General features: G+C 43.7%; 19 protein-coding genes. All 19 read right to left on the bottom strand.

Annotation, left to right across the window (positions count from 1 at the left end):
- Nucleotides 1–5 precede the first annotated feature (5 nt).
- Nucleotides 6–923 (bottom strand): tRNA pseudouridine(55) synthase TruB, encoded by a 918-nt coding sequence (truB, locus tag J7E38_RS20745; protein WP_214704118.1) that lies wholly within the window; start codon nt 921–923, stop codon nt 6–8.
- A gap of 112 nt (nt 924–1,035) precedes the next feature.
- Nucleotides 1,036–1,416: a 30S ribosome-binding factor RbfA gene (gene rbfA, locus J7E38_RS20740; protein ID WP_214704115.1), complete on the bottom strand. Its 381-nt coding sequence runs from the start codon at nt 1,414–1,416 to the stop codon at nt 1,036–1,038.
- A gap of 18 nt (nt 1,417–1,434) precedes the next feature.
- Nucleotides 1,435–1,716, bottom strand: coding sequence for a DUF503 domain-containing protein (locus J7E38_RS20735; RefSeq protein WP_214704108.1), 282 nt, complete (start codon nt 1,714–1,716; stop codon nt 1,435–1,437).
- Nucleotides 1,716–4,013 (bottom strand): translation initiation factor IF-2, encoded by a 2,298-nt coding sequence (gene infB, locus J7E38_RS20730; RefSeq protein ID WP_215038888.1) that lies wholly within the window; start codon nt 4,011–4,013, stop codon nt 1,716–1,718. The genes J7E38_RS20735 and infB overlap by 1 nt, the downstream gene beginning before the upstream one ends.
- 19 nt (nt 4,014–4,032) lie before the next feature.
- Nucleotides 4,033–4,335, bottom strand: a complete 303-nt coding sequence (locus tag J7E38_RS20725) for a YlxQ family RNA-binding protein (protein WP_214704107.1) — start codon at nt 4,333–4,335, stop codon at nt 4,033–4,035.
- Nucleotides 4,335–4,616: an RNase P modulator RnpM gene (gene rnpM, locus J7E38_RS20720; RefSeq protein ID WP_214704105.1), complete on the bottom strand. Its 282-nt coding sequence runs from the start codon at nt 4,614–4,616 to the stop codon at nt 4,335–4,337. The genes J7E38_RS20725 and rnpM overlap by 1 nt, the downstream gene beginning before the upstream one ends.
- A 16-nt stretch (nt 4,617–4,632) precedes the next feature.
- The gene (gene nusA / locus J7E38_RS20715) at nt 4,633–5,742 is read right to left on the bottom strand and encodes a transcription termination factor NusA (protein ID WP_214704104.1); all 1,110 of its coding nucleotides are present in this window, start codon (nt 5,740–5,742) and stop codon (nt 4,633–4,635) included.
- 119 nt (nt 5,743–5,861) lie between these two features.
- Nucleotides 5,862–6,332, bottom strand: coding sequence for a ribosome maturation factor RimP (gene rimP / locus J7E38_RS20710; RefSeq protein ID WP_214704103.1), 471 nt, complete (start codon nt 6,330–6,332; stop codon nt 5,862–5,864).
- A gap of 283 nt (nt 6,333–6,615) precedes the next feature.
- The gene (locus tag J7E38_RS20705) at nt 6,616–10,941 is read right to left on the bottom strand and encodes a PolC-type DNA polymerase III (RefSeq protein WP_214704102.1); all 4,326 of its coding nucleotides are present in this window, start codon (nt 10,939–10,941) and stop codon (nt 6,616–6,618) included.
- 534 nt (nt 10,942–11,475) lie between these two features.
- Complete coding sequence (locus J7E38_RS20700) at nt 11,476–13,179, bottom strand: proline--tRNA ligase (protein ID WP_214704095.1); 1,704 nt, start codon at nt 13,177–13,179, stop codon at nt 11,476–11,478.
- A gap of 96 nt (nt 13,180–13,275) precedes the next feature.
- A complete protein-coding gene (gene rseP / locus J7E38_RS20695; RefSeq protein WP_214704093.1) occupies nt 13,276–14,538 on the bottom strand; it encodes an RIP metalloprotease RseP in 1,263 nt (420 codons plus the stop codon).
- A gap of 52 nt (nt 14,539–14,590) precedes the next feature.
- Nucleotides 14,591–15,733: a 1-deoxy-D-xylulose-5-phosphate reductoisomerase gene (locus J7E38_RS20690; RefSeq protein ID WP_215038886.1), complete on the bottom strand. Its 1,143-nt coding sequence runs from the start codon at nt 15,731–15,733 to the stop codon at nt 14,591–14,593.
- Nucleotides 15,734–15,814: 81 nt separating this feature from the next.
- Nucleotides 15,815–16,603 (bottom strand): phosphatidate cytidylyltransferase, encoded by a 789-nt coding sequence (locus tag J7E38_RS20685; RefSeq protein ID WP_214704091.1) that lies wholly within the window; start codon nt 16,601–16,603, stop codon nt 15,815–15,817.
- 19 nt (nt 16,604–16,622) lie between these two features.
- Nucleotides 16,623–17,399 (bottom strand): undecaprenyl pyrophosphate synthase, encoded by a 777-nt coding sequence (locus J7E38_RS20680; RefSeq protein WP_214704088.1) that lies wholly within the window; start codon nt 17,397–17,399, stop codon nt 16,623–16,625.
- Nucleotides 17,400–17,919: 520 nt separating this feature from the next.
- Nucleotides 17,920–18,477 carry a ribosome recycling factor gene (gene frr / locus J7E38_RS20675; RefSeq protein WP_214704086.1) on the bottom strand — a complete coding sequence of 186 codons (558 nt, stop codon included), beginning with the start codon at nt 18,475–18,477 and terminating at the stop codon, nt 17,920–17,922.
- On the bottom strand, nt 18,477–19,202 hold the full coding sequence (gene pyrH, locus J7E38_RS20670) for a UMP kinase (RefSeq protein ID WP_214704083.1): 726 nt from the start codon (nt 19,200–19,202) through the stop codon (nt 18,477–18,479). The genes frr and pyrH overlap by 1 nt, the downstream gene beginning before the upstream one ends.
- 132 nt (nt 19,203–19,334) lie before the next feature.
- Nucleotides 19,335–20,219: a translation elongation factor Ts gene (gene tsf, locus J7E38_RS20665; protein WP_214704078.1), complete on the bottom strand. Its 885-nt coding sequence runs from the start codon at nt 20,217–20,219 to the stop codon at nt 19,335–19,337.
- A 148-nt stretch (nt 20,220–20,367) separates the two neighbouring features.
- Nucleotides 20,368–21,078: a 30S ribosomal protein S2 gene (gene rpsB, locus J7E38_RS20660; RefSeq protein ID WP_192470361.1), complete on the bottom strand. Its 711-nt coding sequence runs from the start codon at nt 21,076–21,078 to the stop codon at nt 20,368–20,370.
- 144 nt (nt 21,079–21,222) lie between these two features.
- Nucleotides 21,223–21,807, bottom strand: a complete 585-nt coding sequence (locus J7E38_RS20655; protein WP_214704076.1) for a hypothetical protein — start codon at nt 21,805–21,807, stop codon at nt 21,223–21,225.
- Between the last annotated feature and the right edge of the window lie 9 nt (nt 21,808–21,816).

Here is a 21,816-nt window from a genome sequence, read left to right as displayed (position 1 = left end):
ACTATTTATTGCTCATTTCTCAATACTTTGTCAGGTTTCATCTTCCCGTGTTTGGTTGGATGTGCCCTGTAAATGGCGAGCGCTTTTCCGTCTTCTGTTTCTGCTACAATAGGGCCTTCAACCCATTCAAGTTCCTGTGGGATTTGAAGCAATGCCCCATTTTTCACTTTCTCTGCTACTTTATCATTAATGCGATATTTCGGCAAATAAGAAATACCAGTCTCCAAAGGGTGCAGAGCTGTTTCAAGCTTTGATTCCTCCGCCATTTCTTCAAGCTGTCCGAATGTAAAGCAATCTTCCAAAGAAAAGGAGGCAGACTGAATCCTGACAAGTGAAGACATATGCGCCGGATATCCTAATTTTTCACCAATCGTAACCGCCAATGTCCGGATATATGTCCCTTTGCTGCATGATACTCTGAATTTAAAGCTGACCAGCTCACCTTCATATGCATCACGATCATCGAGCAATTCTATGCTATAAATCGTCACTTTCCTGGTTGGGCGCTCGATCTCGATTCCTTGTCTGGCATATTCATATAGTTTCTTTCCATTCACTTTTACTGCCGAATACATCGGTGGAGTTTGCTCAATTTCACCCACCAGTGATTGAAGGACACTTTCTATTTCCTTTTTTGTTAGTGTCCGGTCCACTGGTTTTTCATTAACCTTTTCTCCTGAAGCATCTTCAGTGGTGGTGGTAAATCCAAGGGTCACTTCACCTTCATAGGCTTTTCCTGCATCTATAATGTATTCTGCTATTTTTGTTGCCTTGCCGACACAGATTGGCAGTACCCCGGTTACATCGGGGTCCAAAGTACCTGTATGGCCCACCTTTTTCGTCCTTAGCAGCTTCCTGAGTTTAAACACACAATCATGCGAAGTCATTCCAGCTGGTTTAAAAAGAGGCAGAATCCCTTCCATATCCCTTCCTCCTTGAGTATTTATGTATTAAAAACAAAAAATCTCGAAAAAAATGGATAGACGTTTTGTCTATCCATTTTAATCTGGTTAAGTTTCCTGACTAAATTCCTTTTTAGTCAGTATCTTTATCTTGCTCTTCTTCTCCAGGCTGTTCTTCTCTTTGCAGCTCATGGATGAGTGAATTGATGCGATTTCCGTATGCCATTGTTTCATCAAACTCAAAGATCAGTTCAGGCGTCTTTCTCAGACGGATTCGCTGGCCAATTTCTGTCCTGATGAAGCCTTTGGCTTTTGCCAATCCTTTTAGTGTATCTTCTCTCTGTTGTTCGTCGCCTAAAACAGAGATGTACACTTTAGCCTGCTGAAGGTCTCCGGTAACCTGGACATCCGTCACGGTCACGAAACCAACTCGCGGATCTTTAATTTTGCGGCTGATGATATCGCCTAATTCTTTTTTCATTTGTTCGCCAACACGATTTACTCTATGACCCATTTTCAATCACCTCTTTAATCAAAGCCATTCTATATCGGTGATGGTACGTTCGATCTCAGGAAAAGAATCAATCATTTTCAAGGCGTTCTGAAGCTCTCTCTCTGTCGCCACCTTTGATGCAGAGACAGCAACAACCGCTATCGTTGTCCGCTGCCATACATCGTGATGTTCCACTTCGGAAACTGAGACATTGAATTTTTGCTTCAGCCTTGTGATAATCCGCTGCAGTACAGCTCTCTTTTCTTTTAGAGAATGAGCATCATAGATGATGCATTCACAGGCTGCTAAGCCTACTACCATTAACGTTCCACTTCTTCCATGATATATGCTTCAATTACATCGCCTTCCTTGACGTCATTGAAGTTTTTAATGGTAATACCGCATTCATAGCCCTGCGCTACTTCCTTGGCATCATCTTTGAAGCGTTTCAGCGCATCGACTTCCCCTTCAAAAATGACGACTCCGTCACGGATCAGGCGAACGCCGCTGTCACGTGTAATCTTACCATCAGTGACATATGAGCCAGCAATTGTTCCGATTTTTGATACTTTGAAAGTCTGGCGGACTTCAGCCTGGCCAATGATCTTTTCAGCATAAACCGGATCAAGCATACCCTTCATCGCAGATTCGATTTCTTCGATTACCTTATAGATAATGCGGTGAAGTCGGATATCGACACTTTCAGAATCCGCAGCGCGTTTTGCATTATTGTCCGGACGGACGTTGAAACCGATGACGATACCATTTGAAGCTGCTGCAAGGGTGATGTCAGACTCATTGATCGCACCAACACCAGTGTGAATGATTCTTACATTTACACCTTCAACCTCCAGTTTTTGCAATGCTGCAGCAAGTGCTTCAACTGAACCTTGAACGTCGGCTTTAATAATTAGATTTAGGTCTTTCATTTCCCCTTGTTTCATATGTTCAAACAATGTATCGAGGCTTACGCGCGTTTTTTCGCTGCGCTGTGCCTGCAATGCCTGCTGTGAACGGGTTTCGCCAATTTGGCGCGCAGTTTTTTCGTCTTCGAACACGACGAAGCGGTCACCCGCCTGTGGCACATCATTCAAACCTGTAATTTCTACAGGAGTAGACGGTCCAGCTTCTTTTACGCGACGGCCTAAGTCGTTCACCATAGCACGTACACGTCCGAATGTGTTTCCGACAACAATCGGATCCCCAATTTTCAAAGTACCATTCTTGACAAGCAAAGTTGCCACGGAGCCGCGCCCTTTGTCAAGCTGCGCTTCAATCACAGTACCAATTGCATTTCTGTTCGGATTTGCTTTGTATTCTTCCACTTCACCTACAAGAAGAATCATTTCAAGTAAGCTGTCAATCCCCTCACCTGTCAATGCCGAGATTGGCACAAAGATTGTATCCCCGCCCCATGCTTCCGGAACAAGGCCATATTCTGTCAATTCCTGCATGACACGATCAGGATTTGCAGTTGGTTTATCCATCTTGTTAACGGCAACGATGATTGGAACTTCGGCCGCTTTTGCATGGTTCAATGCTTCCACTGTCTGTGGCTTGACACCATCATCAGCAGCAACAACCAGAATCGTGATATCCGTAATTTTCGCACCGCGAGCACGCATGGTTGTGAAGGCCGCGTGACCAGGTGTGTCAAGGAACGTAATTTTCTTGCCATTATCTTCAACCTGGTAGGCACCGATATGCTGAGTGATTCCCCCAGCTTCGCCAGCTGTCACCTTAGTATTTCGGATAGAGTCAAGCAACGTTGTTTTACCATGGTCAACGTGGCCCATGATGGTAACGACGGAAGGCCTCTCAACCAAAGTTGCAGCCTCATCCTCATTAAAGTAAACTTCAAGATCTGTTGAATCGATTTTGATTTCCTCTTCCACTTCGACACCATAGTCAGTGGCGATCAATTCGATTGCGTCTTTATCGAGATCCTGGTTGATTGTTGCCATGACACCAAGCATGAAGAGCTTCTTGATGATTTCTGAAGGCTCACGGTTCAGCTTCTTGGCTAGTTCAGCCACTGTGAGGGATTCACTGAAGGTAATTTTTGTTGGAAGCTCTTTTACCTTTTTCGGCTGCTGTTGTACCTGCTGCTGGTTTTGTCTGCCTTTATTTTGGTTCTGCTGGTTTCTGTTTCTGTTGTTCTGTTTGTTCTTGTTGTTGTTTTTGTTGAAAGGCTGGGAATTTCCAGGCTTTTTAGCTGCTGCAGAAGTTTTTACCTTTTCAGGTGTTGTCGCACGACGCTCATCATCAGAAAACGCGCTGGCAGTCGTCTTAAGCTGAGGCTTCTGCTGTCCATTATTGTTTTTTTGCTGATTTTGGCCTTGATTGCGATTCTGGCCCTGATTTGGCTTTTGGCCCTGGTTGCGGTTCTGGCCCTGTTTGTCACCCTGCGCAGCCTTTGGCTGATTTTGCTGCGGCTTCTTCGCTGGCTGATTACCATCTTTCTTTTGGTAGATCGAATCCAGCTTCTTGACAGTTTCCTCTTCCATTGCAGTCATATGGTTAGAAACCTCAATATTCATTTCTTTTAATTTTATAATCACGTCTTTACTCGATAAATTATGCTTTTTTGCATATTCATAAACGCGTGTTTTACTCATATTTTCACCCCCGCTAGAATTAATCGAGCAACGTCAACAGTTTTTTTGCAAAACCCTCGTCCAACAGGGCTACTACAACACGTGCTTCCTTTCCAATCGCCTGGCCAAGCTGGAACCTGTCCGGAACCATCTTGAAGGGAACGTTATAGGAGTTGCACTTGTCGGTAATCTTCTTTGTAGTATTTGCGGATGCATCCGCTGAAAGCAAAATGAGTTTCGCTTTTCCGCTTCTGATTTCTTTGACGGAAAGCTCTTCCCCTGAAATAATTTTCCGCGCTCGATTGGCTAAACCAAGCAGTGACATCCATTGATTAGAGTTCATCAGGATCGTCTGCTCTCCTTTTCGATGAGGTCATTCAGCTCATCATATATTGCATCGTCCACTTGTGTTTCAAGCTGCTTGGACAATATATTTCGTTTTCTTGCTAATTCCACTGCTTCTTTTTCTTTTGAAAGATAAGCTCCACGGCCTGATTTCTTGCCTGTCAGGTCAACGGATACTTCTCCTTCTTTGGAGCGAACGATGCGAACTAGTTCTTTTTTCGGTCTCATTTCACCGGTTGCGACACATTTTCGCATAGGAACCTTTTTACGGCTGTTCACGATCATTCACCTCACATTAATCGATGTCTTCATCTTCATAATCATCATCGGCAGATAATAGTGGCTCATTGTCGCGTGGATAAATCCCGGACTCTCTTGCCTCAGTTTCCGCTTTGATGTCAATTTTCCATCCAGTCAGCTTAGCGGCAAGCCGCGCGTTTTGGCCGCGTTTTCCAATCGCTAGTGATAGCTGATAATCCGGAACGATTACCGTTGTTGCTTTTTCCTCTTCATTGACGATGACATCAAGTACTTTAGAAGGGCTCAATGCATTTGCAACAAATACAACTGGATCCTCAGACCATTTGACGATGTCGATTTTTTCGCCCTTAAGCTCATTAACGACAGCCTGAACACGATTTCCGCGAGGACCGACACATGAACCTACTGGGTCAACCTCTTGGTTATCTGAATGGACAGAGATCTTTGAACGGTCTCCTGCTTCACGTGCGACTGATTTAATTTCAACAGTGCCGTCATAGATTTCAGGCACTTCAATTTCGAAAAGTCTCTTCAACAGCCCCGGGTGGGTTCTGGAAACGAAAATTTGTGGGCCTTTAGTGGTTTTTTCAACCTTGGTGATAAAAACTTTGATGCGGTCATGAGGCTTGTAATGTTCGTTTGGCATCTGCTCATTCGCTGGCAGGATCGCCTCGATTTTACCCAGGCTCACATAGATGAACTTTGGATCCTGACGCTGGACAATGCCTGTCATGATATCCTCTTCACGATCGATGAATTCTGAATAGATGATTCCTCTTTCAGCTTCACGGACACGTTGAGTGACAACCTGTTTGGCAGTCTGTGCAGCAATCCTGCCGAAGTCCTTCGGCGTGACTTCGAGTTCAACTACATCTTCTACTACATAGTTAGGATTGATTTTTTGTGCGTCTTCCAGTGAAATCTCCAGACGCGGATCGAAGACTTCATCAACTACTTCTTTTCTGGCAAAAACACGCATTGAACCATTTCCCAAATTCAAGTCAATGCGGACGTTTTGGGCCTGATTGAAGTTGCGTCGGTACGCAGAAATTAGTGCTGCTTCAATTGCGTCAATTAAAACGTCTCTGGAAATCCCTTTTTCTTTTTCAAGAATTGTAAGAGCATCCAACAATTCGCTGCTCATGAGATATAAATCCCCCTTTTTTAACTACCCATCTTTTTAAGGCTTTTTTCAGAAACTATGTAACCTGAATAATCCAAATCGGCCTTTTAAATATTTAACTGAAGATATTTCTGGACAGATTATGAAAAAGTGACTGCAAGCCTTGCGCTGGCAATCTTATCAAAAGGTATTTGAACTGTTTTCTTACGGGTTTTGATCTTCATTTCCACAGTTACGGTTTCACCATTATAATCGGTCAAGATCCCCTCAAACGCCTTTTCCCCATCAATTGGTTCATACGTCTTTATAAAGACATTCTTGCCGATGGCTTTTTGATAATCTTTTTCCTTTTTCAAAGGGCGTTCTGCACCTGGTGAGGAAACTTCCAAAAAGTAGTTATGCGGGATTGGATCAATGGCATCAAGCTTCTCGCTAAGGCGCTCACTGACGATGCCGCATTCCTCGATATCAATACCGTTGTCCTTATCAATGTATACGCGCAGGAACCAGTTCTTTCCCTCTTTGACGTATTCAATGTCTACTAATTCCAAGTTATTTTCATTTAAGATGGGAGTTACTAGCTCTTCCACTGTTTCTGTAACCTTGCTCATAAAATCCCTCCTTTGACATAACATGAGTTCATACTTTTTTGGTTATTATCCCACGAAAAAGTGCTTAACAAACAAGAAAGAGCGGGTTGCCCCACTCTCCTCTGCCAGAGTTATCCTTAGTATTTCCAATAAAAATATAACATAACCAGATATTTATTGCAAACAAAGGGTGTCTTAACGCTGATTTCATGCAGTTAGCCCATGATTTTTATTTAATAAAAATAGACCCCGTAAACGGAGTCTATTTTATTCATCTAAAAGAATTTGTCCAGATGGACCTCCATTAGAATAATGACAATTGGTTCTGGTCAGGCATTCCTTCCAGGCAGCCATGATTGTCGAGATATTCCAGGATTGTTTTTGAGATCTTTCCGCGCTGCTGGAGGTCTTCTTTTGACAGGAATTCTCCCTGTTGACGCGCATTGACAATATTGATCGCAGCGTTTGTACCGAGTCCAGGGATCGCATTGAATGGCGGAATCAATTTATCGCCTTCTATGATGAATTCTGTTGCACTTGATTTGTACAAATCTACTTTTGCGAACCCAAATCCGCGTTCACACATTTCAAGTGCCAGTTCCATTACGGTCATCAAGTTCTTCTCTTTTGTCGAAGCATCAAGCCCTTTGGCGTTGATTTCCTCGATGACTGCTCGGATACTTTCTGATCCACGGACCATCGCGTCTACATCGAAATCATCTGCTCTGACTGTGAAGTATGCTGCATAGTACATGAGCGGATGGTGCACTTTGAAATACGCGATCCTGACAGCCATCAGAACGTAGGCAGCTGCGTGGGCTTTAGGGAACATGTACTTGATCTTTTTACAAGAATCAATATACCATTCAGGCACCTTGTTCTTCCGCATTTCCTCTTCCATTTCATCCGTCAGGCCTTTACCTTTACGGACAGATTCCATGATTTTAAAGGCGAATGCCGGCTCAAGGCCCTGATAGATCAGGTAAACCATGATATCATCACGGCAGCCAATTACCTCGCTAAGGTTACAGATATTGTTATGGATCAATTCCTGGGCATTGCCGAGCCAAACGTCCGTTCCATGGGAAAGGCCGGAGATCTGGACAAGCTCCGAGAATGTCGTCGGCTTCGTATCCTCAAGCATCTGGCGTACAAAGCGCGTACCAAATTCCGGAATCCCCAGCGATCCAGTCTTCGACATGATTTGTTCCGCTGTAACACCGATAGATTCTGTACCGCTGAAAATCTTCATCACCTCAGGATCATCCGTCGGAATTGTCTTAGGGTCGATTCCGCTTAAATCCTGAAGCATCCTGATTACGGTCGGGTCATCGTGACCGAGAATATCCAGCTTTAACAAGTTATCGTGAATTGAATGGAAATCAAAGTGAGTCGTTTTCCATTCGGAAGTGCTGCTGTCTGCCGGGAATTGGATCGGCGAAAAATCAAAAATATCCATGTAATCCGGCACAACAATGATTCCGCCAGGGTGCTGTCCGGTTGTTCGTTTGACACCAGTACAGCCAGATGCGAGACGGTCTATTTCCGCCCCCCTCAGATTGAGGTTATTGTCACCCTGATAGCCTTTTACATAACCATACGCTGTTTTATCCGCAACTGTCCCAATTGTTCCAGCGCGGTAAACATAATCCTCACCAAACAGGACTTTCGTATAGTTATGGGCACGCGGCTGGTATTCACCCGAGAAGTTCAAGTCGATATCGGGAACCTTGTCCCCTTTAAATCCAAGGAAGGTTTCAAACGGAATGTCGTGACCGTCCTTTTTATATTTTATACCGCAATCCGGGCAGTCCTTGTCAGGAAGGTCAAAACCTGAACCGACCGAACCATCATTGAAGAACTCAGATTTCTTGCACTTAGGGCATACATAGTGCGGCGGCAGCGGGTTGACTTCCGTGATTTCAGTCATTGTCGCAACGAAAGAAGAACCGACTGATCCACGGGAACCTACGAGATAGCCATCATCCAAAGATTTTTTAACGAGTTTATGAGAAATCAAATAGATAACAGCAAATCCATTATCTATGATACTCTTCAGTTCTTTTTCAAGGCGTGCCTCTACGATTTCAGGAAGGTCATCCCCATAGATGCTTCGGGCCATTCCATAGCTCATGCTGCGCATTTCTTCATCGGCGCCTTCAATTTTTGGCGTGTAAAGATCGTCTTTGATCGGTTTGATAACATCGATCATATCAGCAACCTTGTTCGTATTTTCAACGACAATTTCTTTCGCTTTTTCCTCTCCCAAAAACTTAAAGGCGTCCAGCATTTCATTCGTGGTCCTGAAATGAACGTCAGGAAGCTCATGCCGGTTCAGTGGATTAGCACCGCCCTGGGAATTTACGAGAATTTTGCGGTAGATCTTATCATTTTCATTTAAGTAATGGACATTTCCTGTAGCAACTACCGGCAAGTCCAGTTTCTCTCCAAGCTTGACGATATTTGTAATAATATCCTCGAGTGCTTTCTGGTCCCTGACTAATTCCAGCTCCAGCAAGTGGGCATAAACTGCTTTTGGGTGGACTTCAAGATAGTCATAGAACTGCGCTGCCTCTTCGACCTCTTCTGGACCTTTTTGCATCATGCCTTCAAAAACTTCCCCTTTGTCGCATCCGGAACCAATCAAGATCCCTTCGCGATGCTTATTCAGCAACGAACGCGGAATTCTTGGCACTCTGTAAAAATAATCAATATGAGAAATCGAAACCAGCTTGAAGATGTTTTTCAAACCGACTTCATTTTTAGCCAGCAATGTGGCGTGATATGGACGAGCTCTTTGGAAAGCTTTCCCCTGACCCATATTGTCATTCAGCTGGTCATGGTATTCCAGTCCCTTTTCAGCGGCATCCTTTAGCATTTTCAACAATAGGTACCCGGTCGCTTCGGCATCATAAATCGCACGGTGATGCTGTGTCAATTCAATATCGAACTTTTTGGCAAGGGTATTCAATCTATGGTTCTTCATATCAGGATACAGGAAGCGGCCTAATTCCAGTGTATCAATTACCGGATTTGGAGCTTTTCCTATACCAATCTTTTTATAGCCGACATTCAGGAAGCCCATATCGAATGATGCGTTGTGGGCAACAAGAACACTGTCTGCTGTCCACTCATGGAACTTTTGCAGGACTTCACTTACCTCCGGTGCATTTCGGACCATATCATCCGTGATGCCGGTTAGGTTGATCGTCGTGGCCGACAACCGATGGTGTGGATTTGCGAACGATTCGAACCGGTCGATGATTTCACCGCCGCGGATTTTGACAGCGGCAAGTTCAATAATCGTATCATATACAGCTGAAAGACCTGTTGTTTCGACGTCAAAAACGACATACGTATCATCAGCCAGCACTCGATGAGCGTCATTATACGCAATCGGCACCCCATCATCCACAAGGTTGATTTCTACACCATAAAGGATTTTGATATCATTTTTCTTCCCGGCTCCATATGCCTCCGGGTAAGATTGGACGACTGCATGGTCTGTAATCGCAACGGCTTTGTGTCCCCACTTTGCTGCCTGGGCGACCAGTGCGCTGACAGGAGTCACTGCATCCATCTGGCTCATTGGACTGTGAAGGTGAAGCTCGACTCTTTTTTCGCCTTCTGGCGCAGAATCAATTCTTCCTTTAGGCTTGATTTCATTCACGTCATTTCCAATCATGACAAGATCGCGAACAAAGGTGTCGTTTTGGATGCTTCCTCTTACCTTTAGCCACATCCCTTTTGAAATGCGCTGGTAAATAGCGGCGTCTTCCTTATCTCGCGAGAACATTTTTACCATGATGGAGCTGGTGTAATCGGTAATCTTGAAGGTCAGAAGCGTCCTGCCGCTGCGAAGCTCTTTGGTCTCGGCGAAGAATACATATCCTTCGACAGCTACGCGGCGCTCTTCATCAATGATGTCCTCAAGCTTGCGGAAATCAGCATCATCTTTGATCGTCAGGCCGATGGTTACTGGCCCATCCTGAGCTGGTCCATCCCCCTGGGCTTTTTCTGCTTCCTTCTTCTGCATTTCAATCATCGCCATCAATCCGCGTTCCTGGTCTTCCTTCTCTTTTGCCTTCATGAATTTTTCATATTCATCCGAACTGCTATCTTCACTGACAACAGTATCCACTATCAATGGCGGAAAACCGAAACCCTGGTAGATCTCAGCAATAATGACCCCGTATTTCCTTTTAAGAGCAAGTCCTTCAGCTTCATTCCTGGCTGTTAGAATGATTTTTGTCCCCTGAACTTTTGGTACCTGTTCATTCAGGAGCTTCAATAACGGAGGTGCAATCCCATCAATTTCCTTTATGCACATCTTCCAGTAATCAAGGATTTGCTGTTCGCTGATTGCCTGCTCCAGCACTTTCACCGAGTAGGATATCTTTGCAATATGTGAAAAGGTCTGCTCGAGTTTTCCTGCAAAGCTGCTAAAAAGCTGACTAGGAATGATTCTTTCAAATTGGAAAAAGAAATGCCATTTCCTTGCCTGCTTTTCAATTATGACCCTGTCAATTTCAGCATTTTGGAATTGGGTGACAATGGCATCTTCTGTAAGCTGCAGCTGCTGCAGCAGGAGCTGAAACCTTTCTTTTTTCCCTGACGAAAGATCACTCATGTTTATTTCTCTCCCATCTGAAAAGCTTTATTTCTATCTATCGGGCGAAATGGCCCGTTGAAAACTGTTTTAGTTTTATCATTTAGTGTTTAATAGCAAAGGTTATTATAACATAAAATGGTTGCGCCGTTACCCGTGTTTGATATTTCCATTTCGATTAATCATTGCATTCCTTACAACTAAACTCGAGTGGTTAAAACAAAGACAAAAATAACGTTTTTTCACTTAGTCGAGGTAGGAAGGGGGCTGTTGATTTCCGTTCCGGGCGCTTCGTTATCCGCTGGAAGAATAATGAAAAAGCCCAACAGCCGGCTTTTTCAAAAGGCAATTCTTCCTGGCTGGCGGTGAGCCTCCACGCCGCCGTTGGCGTCCGCGGGGTCTCACCTGACCAGCTGATCCCGCAGGACAGGAAGAACTATTCTCTTATATATTATTAATTTCTTTAAACAAGCTCTAATTTCATTAATCTCTCAAAGTATAGCTATAATCGATTAAAATGAAAAAGCGGACCCTGATAAAGGATCCGCCTTCTGATTATAGTTCTTTCAAAATGTTTTTCAGTGTATTCGCCAGATCATCTTTGTGCACTTCCTGCATTTCGCCGTTTTTGCGGATTTTGACTTCGACGATTCCTTCACTGGCTTTCTTGCCGACGGTGACTCTTACAGGCAAACCAATGAGGTCCGAATCAGCGAATTTCACTCCTGGGCGCTCCTGTCGGTCATCCATCAGGATTTCCATTCCTGCATGCTGCAGGCTGGAATACAGGTCTTCAGCCAGTTCTGCCTGTGCACTGTCTTTCATGTTCACAGCGATCAGATGGACGTCGAATGGAGAAATATTCGTTGGCCATACAAGTCCGCTTTCATCATTGAATTGCTCGGCAACTGCTGCCATTGTACGAGATACCCCGATACCATAGCAGCCCATGATCATTGGCTTTGACCTTCCGTTTTCATCAAGGATTTCAGCATTCATCGATTCGCTATACCTTGTGCCTAGCTTGAATACATGGCCTACTTCGATTCCCTTTGCGAAAACGATCGTTCCCTGTCCGTCTGGAGATGGATCTCCTTCTTTAATAAAGCGAAGGTCAATATAGGCTGTATTCTTGAAGTCACGTTCAGGATTCACATTTGTATAATGGTAATCTTCTTCATTAGCGCCACAGACACCGTTGACGATAGCTTCAACAGCATGATCTGCGATGACCTCTACGCCATCCACGCCTATTGGTCCCAGGGAGCCAACAGAGCAGCCAAGTACTTCATTAGTCGTATTGGTATCTGCTAATTCAACAATCGCAGCTCCATAATAATTTTTCAGTTTGATATCGTTCACTTCATGGTCCCCACGTACCAAAACAAGCACAAAGCGATCATCTACTTTGAACAGCAGAGACTTGATGCAATCTTTCTCTTCGACATTCAGGAAACCTGAAACTTCTTCGATTGTCTTCTTGCCTTCTGTGCGGACTTTTTCCAGCTCTTTAGCCGGTTCGCAGCTCTTTTCGTACACTGCAGTGACTGGAGCCATTTCGATGTTCGCAGCATAATTGGATGTATCAGAGTAGGCAATTGTATCCTCTCCAATATCTGAAAGAACCATGAACTCATGGGTGTCTTTTCCTCCCATTGCTCCCGAATCAGCAATGACTGCACGAAAATTCAGGCCACAACGCCGGAACACATTGGAATATGCCTGAAAAATGCGTTCATATACTTCATCCAGACTTTCCTGGGTTGCATGGAAGGAATAAGCATCCTTCATGATGAATTCACGGCCGCGAAGGAGTCCGAATCTTGGTCGCTTTTCGTCACGGAATTTTGTTTGGATCTGATAAAGTGTCAGCGGCAAGCGCTTATAAGACTTTACTTCATCACGCACAAGGCTGGTGATGACCTCTTCATGGGTCGCGCCAAGGGCAAACTCACGATCATTCCTGTCCTTCAGTCTCATTAGCTCTGGACCATAAGAATACCAGCGGCCGGATTCCTGCCATAGTTCCGCTTGCTGGAGCGCAGGCATGAATAACTCAGCCGCACCGGCATGGTTCATTTCTTCCCTGATGATTGCCTCTACTTTTTGCAGGACCTTTCGCCCTAAAGGCATGTATGTATATATACCGCTGGCATTTTGACGGATGAAGCCGGCTCTTAGCAAAAGCTGATGGCTTTTTACATCTGCGTCAGCTGGTACTTCTCTTAAAGTAGGAATAAGCGACATACTTTGCTTCATAGATTAACACCTCATTATGATTATTTCATCTCTCTTTGAAAAAATGTTCCTGCCCGATTAATCCCGGGCAGGAAGTTCATATCCAACCATCTTTTTTTACAGGAAAAACCTTTGAATATCATTCCATGTGACCACGAGCATCAGCAGCATCAATAACGCAAAGCCAATGAAGTGGACCATTCCTTCTTTTTGCTTGTCGATCGGTTTTCCTCTAAGCGCTTCAACCGCAAAGAAGGTCAGCCTGCCGCCATCCAAAGCTGGGAATGGAAGCAAGTTCATGATCCCGAGGTTGATGCTTAGGATCGCAGCCCATTTCATTAAATAGAAAATTCCTGACTTAGCCACAGTATCGGTGGACACATAGATTCCTACAGGGCCCGATAAAGCGTCAATCGAAAATTGGCCAGTCAAGAGTTTCCCTAACATGGAGAAAATTTCAGTTGTCCAGAAATATGTTTCCTTGACGCCATACGAGATTGACTTTAATGGTGATTTTTCTACAGGGCTGTATACACCAATCAAGCCGATTTTTTCACCTTCTACGTCTTTCACTTCAGGTGTAACCGGCAATTCCATGCTTTGTCCTTCACGGTTGATCGAGAAATCAAGTTCATTTCCAGGGTTTTTGCGGATGATTTCCACAACATCCTGCCAGCTTGAAACTTCTGAGCCTTCAATGCTGTTGACTACATCCCCTTCCTGCAGACCCGCTTTAAGGGCACTGCCATCAGGTGTAAGCTTGCCCAGTACTGGTTCGTCTGAAGGAATCCCCTGAAACAAAGCAAGGATAATGAAAATCACCATTGCCAGGATAAAATTCATCATCGGTCCTGCGAAGATCGCCATTGTTCTTTGGCCAAGGGTTTTTGATGCGAACTGCCTGTCAAATGGCGCAATCTGTGTCTCTACACCATTCTCGACAAGTACCGCTGTTTTACTGACAGGAAAGGATTTCAGCTGGCTGTCGTCCTCTCCTTCCTCATAACCTTTAATAAAAAGCTCGTGTTCAATATCCGCTTTTTCAACTTCGATGATCCTCGCATCAGGATACTTGTCCTTGTTCGTAAGGATGATTTTTTGAACTTCATCATTCTTATTAAAAAGCAAACCTACTCTGTGCCCTGGCTTGATTTCAATCATTTCCGGGTCTTCGCCAGCCATTCTCACAAAACCGCCGATGGGGAGGAGACGGACCGTATAAACCGTTTCATTTTTCTTGTGCGAGAAGACTTTAGGCCCGAATCCAATCGCAAATTCCCGGCAAAGGATGCCGGCCCGTTTGGCGAATATCAGATGCCCAAGTTCATGGAAGAATACGAGGGCGCCAAAAATGACAATGAAGGCAATAACTGTATTCAAATTATCTAACCACCTTTTTTAAGGATAAGAATCCACTTTGTAAGATTCACCTTTATACTAGCGAATTTACAAAGTTTCTTGTCTCTCTGTCAACCTCTTGAATTGTTTCGAGGTCTGGAGTTTCAATGATGCCATGATGTTCCATTGCTTTCTCTATCAAGTCTTCAATTTGGAGGAAAGTGATTCTGTCCTCTAAAAAGGCAGCAACAGCTGCTTCGTTTGCCGCGTTCATCACCGCAGGCATCGTTCCTCCTGCCCGTCCGGCATTATAAGCAAACTTTAGGCACCGGAATCGTTCAAGATCCATATCCTTAAAGTGAAGCCTTCCTATTTCGGCCAGGTTCAGTCTCTTTCCTGACACAAGCGGCAGCCGGTCTGGGTATGTAAGAGCATACTGAATCGGCACTTTCATATCTGGTGTCCCGAGCTGGGCGATGATACTGGTATCATGGAATTCAACCATCGAATGGATGATGCTCTCCCGGTGGAGGAGAACAGAAATATCGTCATACGGAAGAGAAAATAGCCAGTGCGCTTCGATGACCTCTAAACCTTTGTTCATCATTGTGGCGGAATCAATCGTTATTTTTGCTCCCATCGACCAGTTGGGATGGTTCAAAGCATCTGATTTTGTCACCCCATGCAGTTCTTCCCTTGTCCGGTCCCTGAAGCTTCCGCCTGATGCTGTAAGGATCAAACGTTCAATATTTTTTTCTTTTTCTCCCTGTAAAGCCTGGAAGATAGCAGAATGTTCACTGTCGACCGGAAGGATGGCCACTTTATGGCGTTTTGCTTCTTCCATGACGATATGGCCGGCGGTAACAAGCGTTTCTTTATTGGCAATCGCGATGGTTTTGCCTGAACGGATTGCTTCAAGAGTCGGCCTTAACCCTACACTGCCAAGGACAGCATTTACCAGGACATCAGCCTTGTTAAAGACCGCTGTTTCTTCAAGCCCAGCCAGTCCATGCACTATTTTGACCGATGGAAACTCTGACTTTAACCGGTCGGCATCGTCCTTTTCCTGTACTGAAACCAGTTCTGGCTGAAATTCTTTGATGATTTTCCTGCTTAGCTCTATGTTCCGGCCAGCAGACATTGAAACAAGTTTAAACTCCTCGGGGTGCTCCCTGATGACTTCAAGTGTCTGGATCCCAATCGATCCCGTCGCACCCAACAAGCTGATTCTTTTCACTATTCTTTCACTCCTAATATCTTCAACGGGTAAATGTCCACACCCGGAACGATCATGCTTTTAGGTTCCATCTTAGATTAATCACAACAGATGGAATAAGTGGATTAATGGCCAGACAAACAGCAGACTGTCAAACCTGTCTAGCATGCCGCCATGTCCAGGGAGGATGTTGCCTGAGTCCTTGACATTATAATGGCGTTTCAGCGCAGACTCGACAAGATCGCCTATTTGTCCAAAAACAGATAAGAAAGCAGTCGCAGTCAACAGGATGATAGCCGATACTTCCATATCACCGAATATGCTGAACAACAGAGCAACGATAAGCGCGGATACGATCCCTCCAAAAAAGCCCTCTGTCGTCTTGTTTGGGCTGATTTCCGGCCAAAGCTTATGTTTGCCAATTGCCCTTCCGATAAAATACGCACCTGAATCAGTCGCCCAAATGATGAACAGCGAATAAAATACATAAATCAGGCTTGCTTCACGTGTTTCAATAAAGAAGTAAAAACCAAGTCCGACATAAAGAGTCGACATAATCGAAAATGCAACATCTTCAAATGTGAATCGATTTTTAGTAATGACAGTATAAGTCAAAAACAATAGTACTCCAAGGAAGAAAAGCTCCAATTTAGTATAATCAAACTCATTTAGAAAGCCGCTGTACTGACTCGGAATCAGGAAAATCCATAACAGGACCAGGGAAAGAATTCCCGGAACCGAAAAAAGATTTAACTGTTTCATTTTTAGCGCTTCATATAAGGCAACGGAAGCTATTAAATATACCATTGCGATGAATGGCCAGCCTCCGAAGATCACGATTGGAAGAAAAATAGCTGCTGCTATGACTGCTGTAATGATTCTTTGCTTCATTTACTTATTCACACCTTTTTTATACTCCTCCAAAACGCCGCTGACGGCCCTGGAATGCTTCTATTGCTTCGATTAAATGTTCTTCGTTAAAATCGGGCCAAAGTACGTCAGTGAACCAGAACTCTGTATAGGCAAGCTGCCAAAGCATGAAATTGCTTAAACGAATTTCTCCGCTTGTCCTGATCAGTAAATCGGGATCAATCATGTCCTTTGTCATCAAGTACGAAGAAAAAACTTCTTCGGTCAAATCATCTTCTGAAATCTTGCCACTTCTCACATCTTCCATGACTTTTTTGACACCATCTAAAATTTCTGCCCTGCTCCCGTAATTAAGAGCAAAATTCAAAACTAGGCCTGTATTATCCTTAGTATCCTCCATTGCTTTCCCAACTGCTTTTCTTGTATGCTCTGGAAGCTTATCCATGTATCCTATCATTTCGACCCGGACATTTTCCTCAATTAATTCAGGAAGGAATGTACCAAGGAATTCTTCTGGCAGCTTCATCAGGAAATCAACTTCCATTTTTGGCCTTTTCCAGTTCTCTGTAGAGAAAGCATATACAGTCAGAGTTTTGACCCCAATTTGATTGGCCAGTTTGGTAATTTTCCGGACAACCTTCATCCCTTCATGGTGGCCAGCTACACGGGGTAACGCGCGTTTTTTTGCCCAGCGTCCGTTTCCATCCATGATAATGGCTACATGGGACGGGACTTGATGTTCTTTTATTTGAAGTATTCGATCTCGGAAACCGGATGGACTTGGATCCTTCTTCCACGGATTCATTTTATTTAACATTGTGACAGCTCCCCCAAAAGATTATCTTTAGCACCATTCAATCAACCGGGCTGACTTTTCCCGGTAATGGTCTGGCACTGAAGCTGGACTGCTCACCAAAAGCCATAGAGTAATCCTTTTCTTCTCTCTTTCTTTTCCATATGCCACTATCATACCAAAAAAGAATAAAGATATCTCTATAAACGGATGGACTATGCGTGATATTATTTTGTTTTTGCCTGCTCGAGATCAATAGCCGCCTTATATACAGACTATGTTGTTCGAAGTTAAAACAGAATAATACAGCTAATATTATTATATTCTATCATTCAGGCCGTTTACGTAAACTCATTGTTTTATGTACTTTACGAAAATTTGCTGTTGCACCAGAATAAATGGCTGATTTCCTATGCCATGACTCTCTGCCAGGTCCTTCTGAAACAGCTGACTGGTTCACATTCCAATCTCTTCATTCCCGCTATTATGTATAGAGAAAAAACCCCCTGGAAAACAGAGGGTTTTCGATGATCACTACCTGGAATTAAACTTCCATGATTTCTTTTTCTTTGTCTTTTGCAATCTGATCGATCTTGGCAATATGCTCATCAGTAAGCTTTTGAATATCGTCAGAGTATCCACGGAGGTCATCTTCAGTGATTTCTCCGTTTTTCTCTAGTTTCTTCAAGTCTTCATTTCCATCACGGCGGATGTTACGGACAGCGATTTTCGCTTCTTCAGCTTCCTTTTTCACGAGCTTTGCAAGTTCTTTGCGTCGTTCTTCTGTTAACTGAGGAATCGCGATTCTAATGATGGATCCATCATTAGCAGGATTTAATCCCAAATCAGACTTCAGGATGGCTTTTTCGATTTCTCCAAGGATTGACTTATCATACGGCTGGATGACCAGAAGACGAGCTTCCGGCACAGAAATTCCGGCAAGCTGATTGACTGGTGTTGGTGCACCATAATAATCCACCTGAATCCTGTCTAAAAGAGAGGCGTTTGCTCTTCCTGCACGGATGCTGGCAAGTTCACGTGAAAAAGCCTGGATCGCTTTTGACATTCTTTCTTTTACATTAGCAATAGCTTGTTTTGGCATTAGTTTTTCCCCCTCACTGTTGTTCCGATTGTTTCGCCCATAACGGCTCGTTTAATATTACCTTTTTCCATGATAGAGAATACAATCAATGGGATATCATTGTCCATACACAGGGATGAAGCTGTTGAATCCATGACAGCAAGACCTTCCTTGAGCACATCCAGGTATGAAAGTTCTTCATATTTAGTTGCGTTCTTGTCAATGCGCGGATCAGCTGAATATACACCATCGACATTATTTTTCGCCATAAGGATCACATCTGCTTCGATCTCAGCAGCACGCAAGGCAGCTGTAGTATCCGTTGAGAAGTACGGATTTCCTGTTCCTGCTGCAAAAATGACAACGCGTTTCTTCTCGAGATGCCTGATTGCTCTTCTTCTAATATACGGTTCTGCAACCTGACGCATTTCGATGGAAGTTTGAACCCTTGTCTCGATTCCCGCTTGTTCCAGACTGTCCTGCAATGACAGGGAATTCATGACGGTAGCAAGCATGCCCATATAGTCTGCCGTCGCTCTGTCCATTCCCATTTCTTCGCCGATTTTGCCTCTCCAGATATTTCCTCCGCCTACTACTACAGCGACTTCCACACCCAGCTCAGCAATCTCCTTTACCTGGTCTGCAACATTTTTGATTACCGACGGATTGATGCCAAATCCTTGTTCTCCGGCTAATGCTTCTCCACTTAACTTTAAAACAACTCTTTTGTATTTAGGGCTGGTCATAGGGTACCTCCATATGTAATTTAAGGCTTAGCGAAAGCATGCACGCATGCTTAAGGAAAAGCCTAATTAAAGCTATGTCCAAAAACAGGGAACACTGTAGTGTTCCCTGCAATTACATAGGCTAGTGAAAAACTATTTCTTGTTTACCTGATTCATTACTTCTTCAGCAAAGTTATCTTCACGCTTTTCGATGCCTTCGCCTACTTCATAACGAGTGAACTCACGAAGTGTTCCGCCTTTTGATTCAACAAACTGGCGTACTTTTTGGTCAGGGTTCTTTACGAATGCCTGATCAAGAACACAAACATCTTCGAAATATTTGCTTAGGCGGCCTTCAACCATTTTCGCAACGATATTTTCTGGCTTGCCTTCGTTAAGAGCTTGTTGTGTAAGAATTTGACGCTCATGCTCAACTTCTTCTTGTGATACTTCATCACGTGATACATATTTAGGGTTCAATGCAGCGATGTGCATAGAAACATCTTTAGCTGCTGCTTCGTCTGTAGTTCCTTCAAGAACAGATAAAACGCCAATGCGTCCGCCCATGTGAAGGTAAGCACCGAATGCATCGCTATCAGTCTTAGTTACAACTTTAAAGCGGCGAAGTGACAACTTCTCACCGATTTTAGCGATTGCATTGTTGATAGTCGTTTCTACTGTATCGCCATTTCCCATTGTTTGAGCATTAGCTTCTTCTACAGATGCTGGCTTATTCTTAAGAAGATGCTCAGCGATTTCCTTAACAAGAACCTGGAAGCCTTCGTTCTTTGCTACGAAGTCTGTTTCAGAGTTCACTTCAAGGATGACTGCTTCATTTCCTTCTGTAAGGATGTAAGTTGTTCCTTCAGCAGCGATACGGTCAGCTTTTTTCGCAGCTTTAGCGATACCTTTTTCACGAAGGAAATCGATTGCCTGGTCCATATCACCATTTGTTTCCTGAAGTGCCTTTTTGCAGTCCATCATACCTGCGCCAGTTTTTTCGCGCAATTCTTTAACCATTTGTGCAGTAATTGCCATAATGAAATTCCTCCTAAAATCTCGGTTATATGTAACTATACTTTATTTTAACTTGATTTTGCCAATATAAACCCTAATGAGGCTTATATGGAATAAAGTCTTAAAAAAAGGTGATAAAGGGTGCTTCCCTATATCACCTTATTTTAAATTAAGCTTCTACAGTTTCTGTAGTTTCTTCGCCTTGCTTAGCTTCAATAATAGCGTCAGCCATTTTAGAAGTTAACAATTTAACAGCGCGGATCGCGTCATCGTTCGCAGGGATAACTACGTCGATTTCGTCTGGATCACAGTTTGTATCAACAATTCCAACGATAGGAATGTTCAATTTGCGTGCTTCAGCAACAGCGATGCGCTCTTTGCGTGGGTCAATGATGAAAAGAGCATCTGGAAGGCCCTTCATGTCCTTGATTCCGCCCAAGAACTTTTCTAAACGCTCTTGCTCTTTCTTCAATTGAACTACTTCTTTCTTAGGAAGTACTTCAAAAGTTCCGTCTTCTGACATTCTTTCGATGTTCTTAAGACGAGAGATACGCTTTTGGATTGTTTCAAAGTTAGTTAGAGTACCACCCAACCAACGTTGGTTCACATAGTACATACCAGAACGAGCTGCTTCTTCTTTAACAGAATCTTGAGCTTGTTTCTTAGTACCTACGAAAAGAACAGTACCGCCGTTACCAGCTAGCTCTTTCACGTAGTTGTAAGCTTCTTCAACCTTCTTAACAGTCTTTTGAAGGTCGATGATGTAGATGCCGTTACGCTCAGTGAAGATATATTTCTTCATCTTAGGGTTCCAACGGCGAGTCTGGTGACCGAAGTGTACACCAGCTTCAAGCAGTTGCTTCATAGAAATTACTGACATTGTGTTTCCTCCTAATGGTTTTGATTTCCTCCGTCCAACTCATCTTCAGCCAGGAACTGCCTTCGCAGCACCATCTGGCCAAATCATTGAACGTGTGTATTAACACCATGAGATAATATAGCATAAATAAAACTGACAATCAAGTTAATCTTTTGTATTTTGACGAAATTTAAGTAAAAGTTCTATCTCCGTTTTCCCTTTATCCAGATCCCTGGCTATTTCTTCGATCGTCAGCCCCTGATGTCTCATGGCTGTAACTTGATCAATCAAGCTGATTTCCTTTGTTTTTGGTTCTGGATCGGCAGGTTGGCCGTTATCGATTTCTGTCAGTTCCGTATCTCCAGGCGGGACTGTGATTGATTCACCTGCTTTATGGTATGCCTGTCTTGCAGCGTGATAGGATATCCCTTTACCGGGACGGTGTTGTTGGATTTTGTGGTTTCTGACTTCGGGGTCCTTCTGTGATCCCATATTAGTTTCATCAGGATGCATTTCCTCTTTGCCCGTATTCACTTGAATATTGGTGTTCGTCATCAACTCAAGAAATTTATCATTCTCTTCCTTCAATTCATAAAGATAGGACGAAAAAATCTCTTCCATTTCGCTGATGATTTTTTCCTGTTTTTTTTCTGCTTCAACAAGCCGATTTTGCCGTAAATATAATAGGATAATGGCGAAGATTGCCGCCGCGTTCAGTATGAGGCTTAAGAGTAGTAGAAAAGTGGTCATTGTATCCCT

The sequence above is a fragment of the Bacillus sp. ISL-35 genome, from assembly GCF_018613355.1.
Classification (GTDB): Bacteria; Bacillota; Bacilli; order Bacillales; family Cytobacillaceae; genus Mesobacillus.
This window is presented reverse-complemented; position numbering and strand designations above follow the sequence as displayed.

What these genes read in the sequence shown, in the direction of transcription:
- J7E38_RS20705 (WP_214704102.1), bottom strand. Translation starts at nt 10,941, where the DNA reads ATGAGTGATCTTTCGTCAGGGAAAAAAGAAAGGTTTCAGCTCCTGCTG.
- rbfA (WP_214704115.1), bottom strand. Translation starts at nt 1,416, where the DNA reads ATGGGTCATAGAGTAAATCGTGTTGGCGAACAAATGAAAAAAGAATTA.
- J7E38_RS20725 (WP_214704107.1), bottom strand. Translation starts at nt 4,335, where the DNA reads ATGAACTCTAATCAATGGATGTCACTGCTTGGTTTAGCCAATCGAGCG.
- pyrH (WP_214704083.1), bottom strand. Translation starts at nt 19,202, where the DNA reads ATGACCAGCCCTAAATACAAAAGAGTTGTTTTAAAGTTAAGTGGAGAA.
- J7E38_RS20680 (WP_214704088.1), bottom strand. Translation starts at nt 17,399, where the DNA reads ATGTTAAATAAAATGAATCCGTGGAAGAAGGATCCAAGTCCATCCGGT.
- truB (WP_214704118.1), bottom strand. Translation starts at nt 923, where the DNA reads ATGGAAGGGATTCTGCCTCTTTTTAAACCAGCTGGAATGACTTCGCAT.
- frr (WP_214704086.1), bottom strand. Translation starts at nt 18,477, where the DNA reads ATGCCAAAACAAGCTATTGCTAATGTAAAAGAAAGAATGTCAAAAGCG.
- nusA (WP_214704104.1), bottom strand. Translation starts at nt 5,742, where the DNA reads ATGAGCAGCGAATTGTTGGATGCTCTTACAATTCTTGAAAAAGAAAAA.
- infB (WP_215038888.1), bottom strand. Translation starts at nt 4,013, where the DNA reads ATGAGTAAAACACGCGTTTATGAATATGCAAAAAAGCATAATTTATCG.
- J7E38_RS20700 (WP_214704095.1), bottom strand. Translation starts at nt 13,179, where the DNA reads ATGAAGCAAAGTATGTCGCTTATTCCTACTTTAAGAGAAGTACCAGCT.
- J7E38_RS20685 (WP_214704091.1), bottom strand. Translation starts at nt 16,603, where the DNA reads ATGAAGCAAAGAATCATTACAGCAGTCATAGCAGCAGCTATTTTTCTT.
- J7E38_RS20655 (WP_214704076.1), bottom strand. Translation starts at nt 21,807, where the DNA reads ATGACCACTTTTCTACTACTCTTAAGCCTCATACTGAACGCGGCGGCA.
- J7E38_RS20735 (WP_214704108.1), bottom strand. Translation starts at nt 1,716, where the DNA reads ATGGTAGTAGGCTTAGCAGCCTGTGAATGCATCATCTATGATGCTCAT.
- rpsB (WP_192470361.1), bottom strand. Translation starts at nt 21,078, where the DNA reads ATGTCAGTAATTTCTATGAAGCAACTGCTTGAAGCTGGTGTACACTTC.
- rimP (WP_214704103.1), bottom strand. Translation starts at nt 6,332, where the DNA reads ATGAGCAAGGTTACAGAAACAGTGGAAGAGCTAGTAACTCCCATCTTA.
- tsf (WP_214704078.1), bottom strand. Translation starts at nt 20,219, where the DNA reads ATGGCAATTACTGCACAAATGGTTAAAGAATTGCGCGAAAAAACTGGC.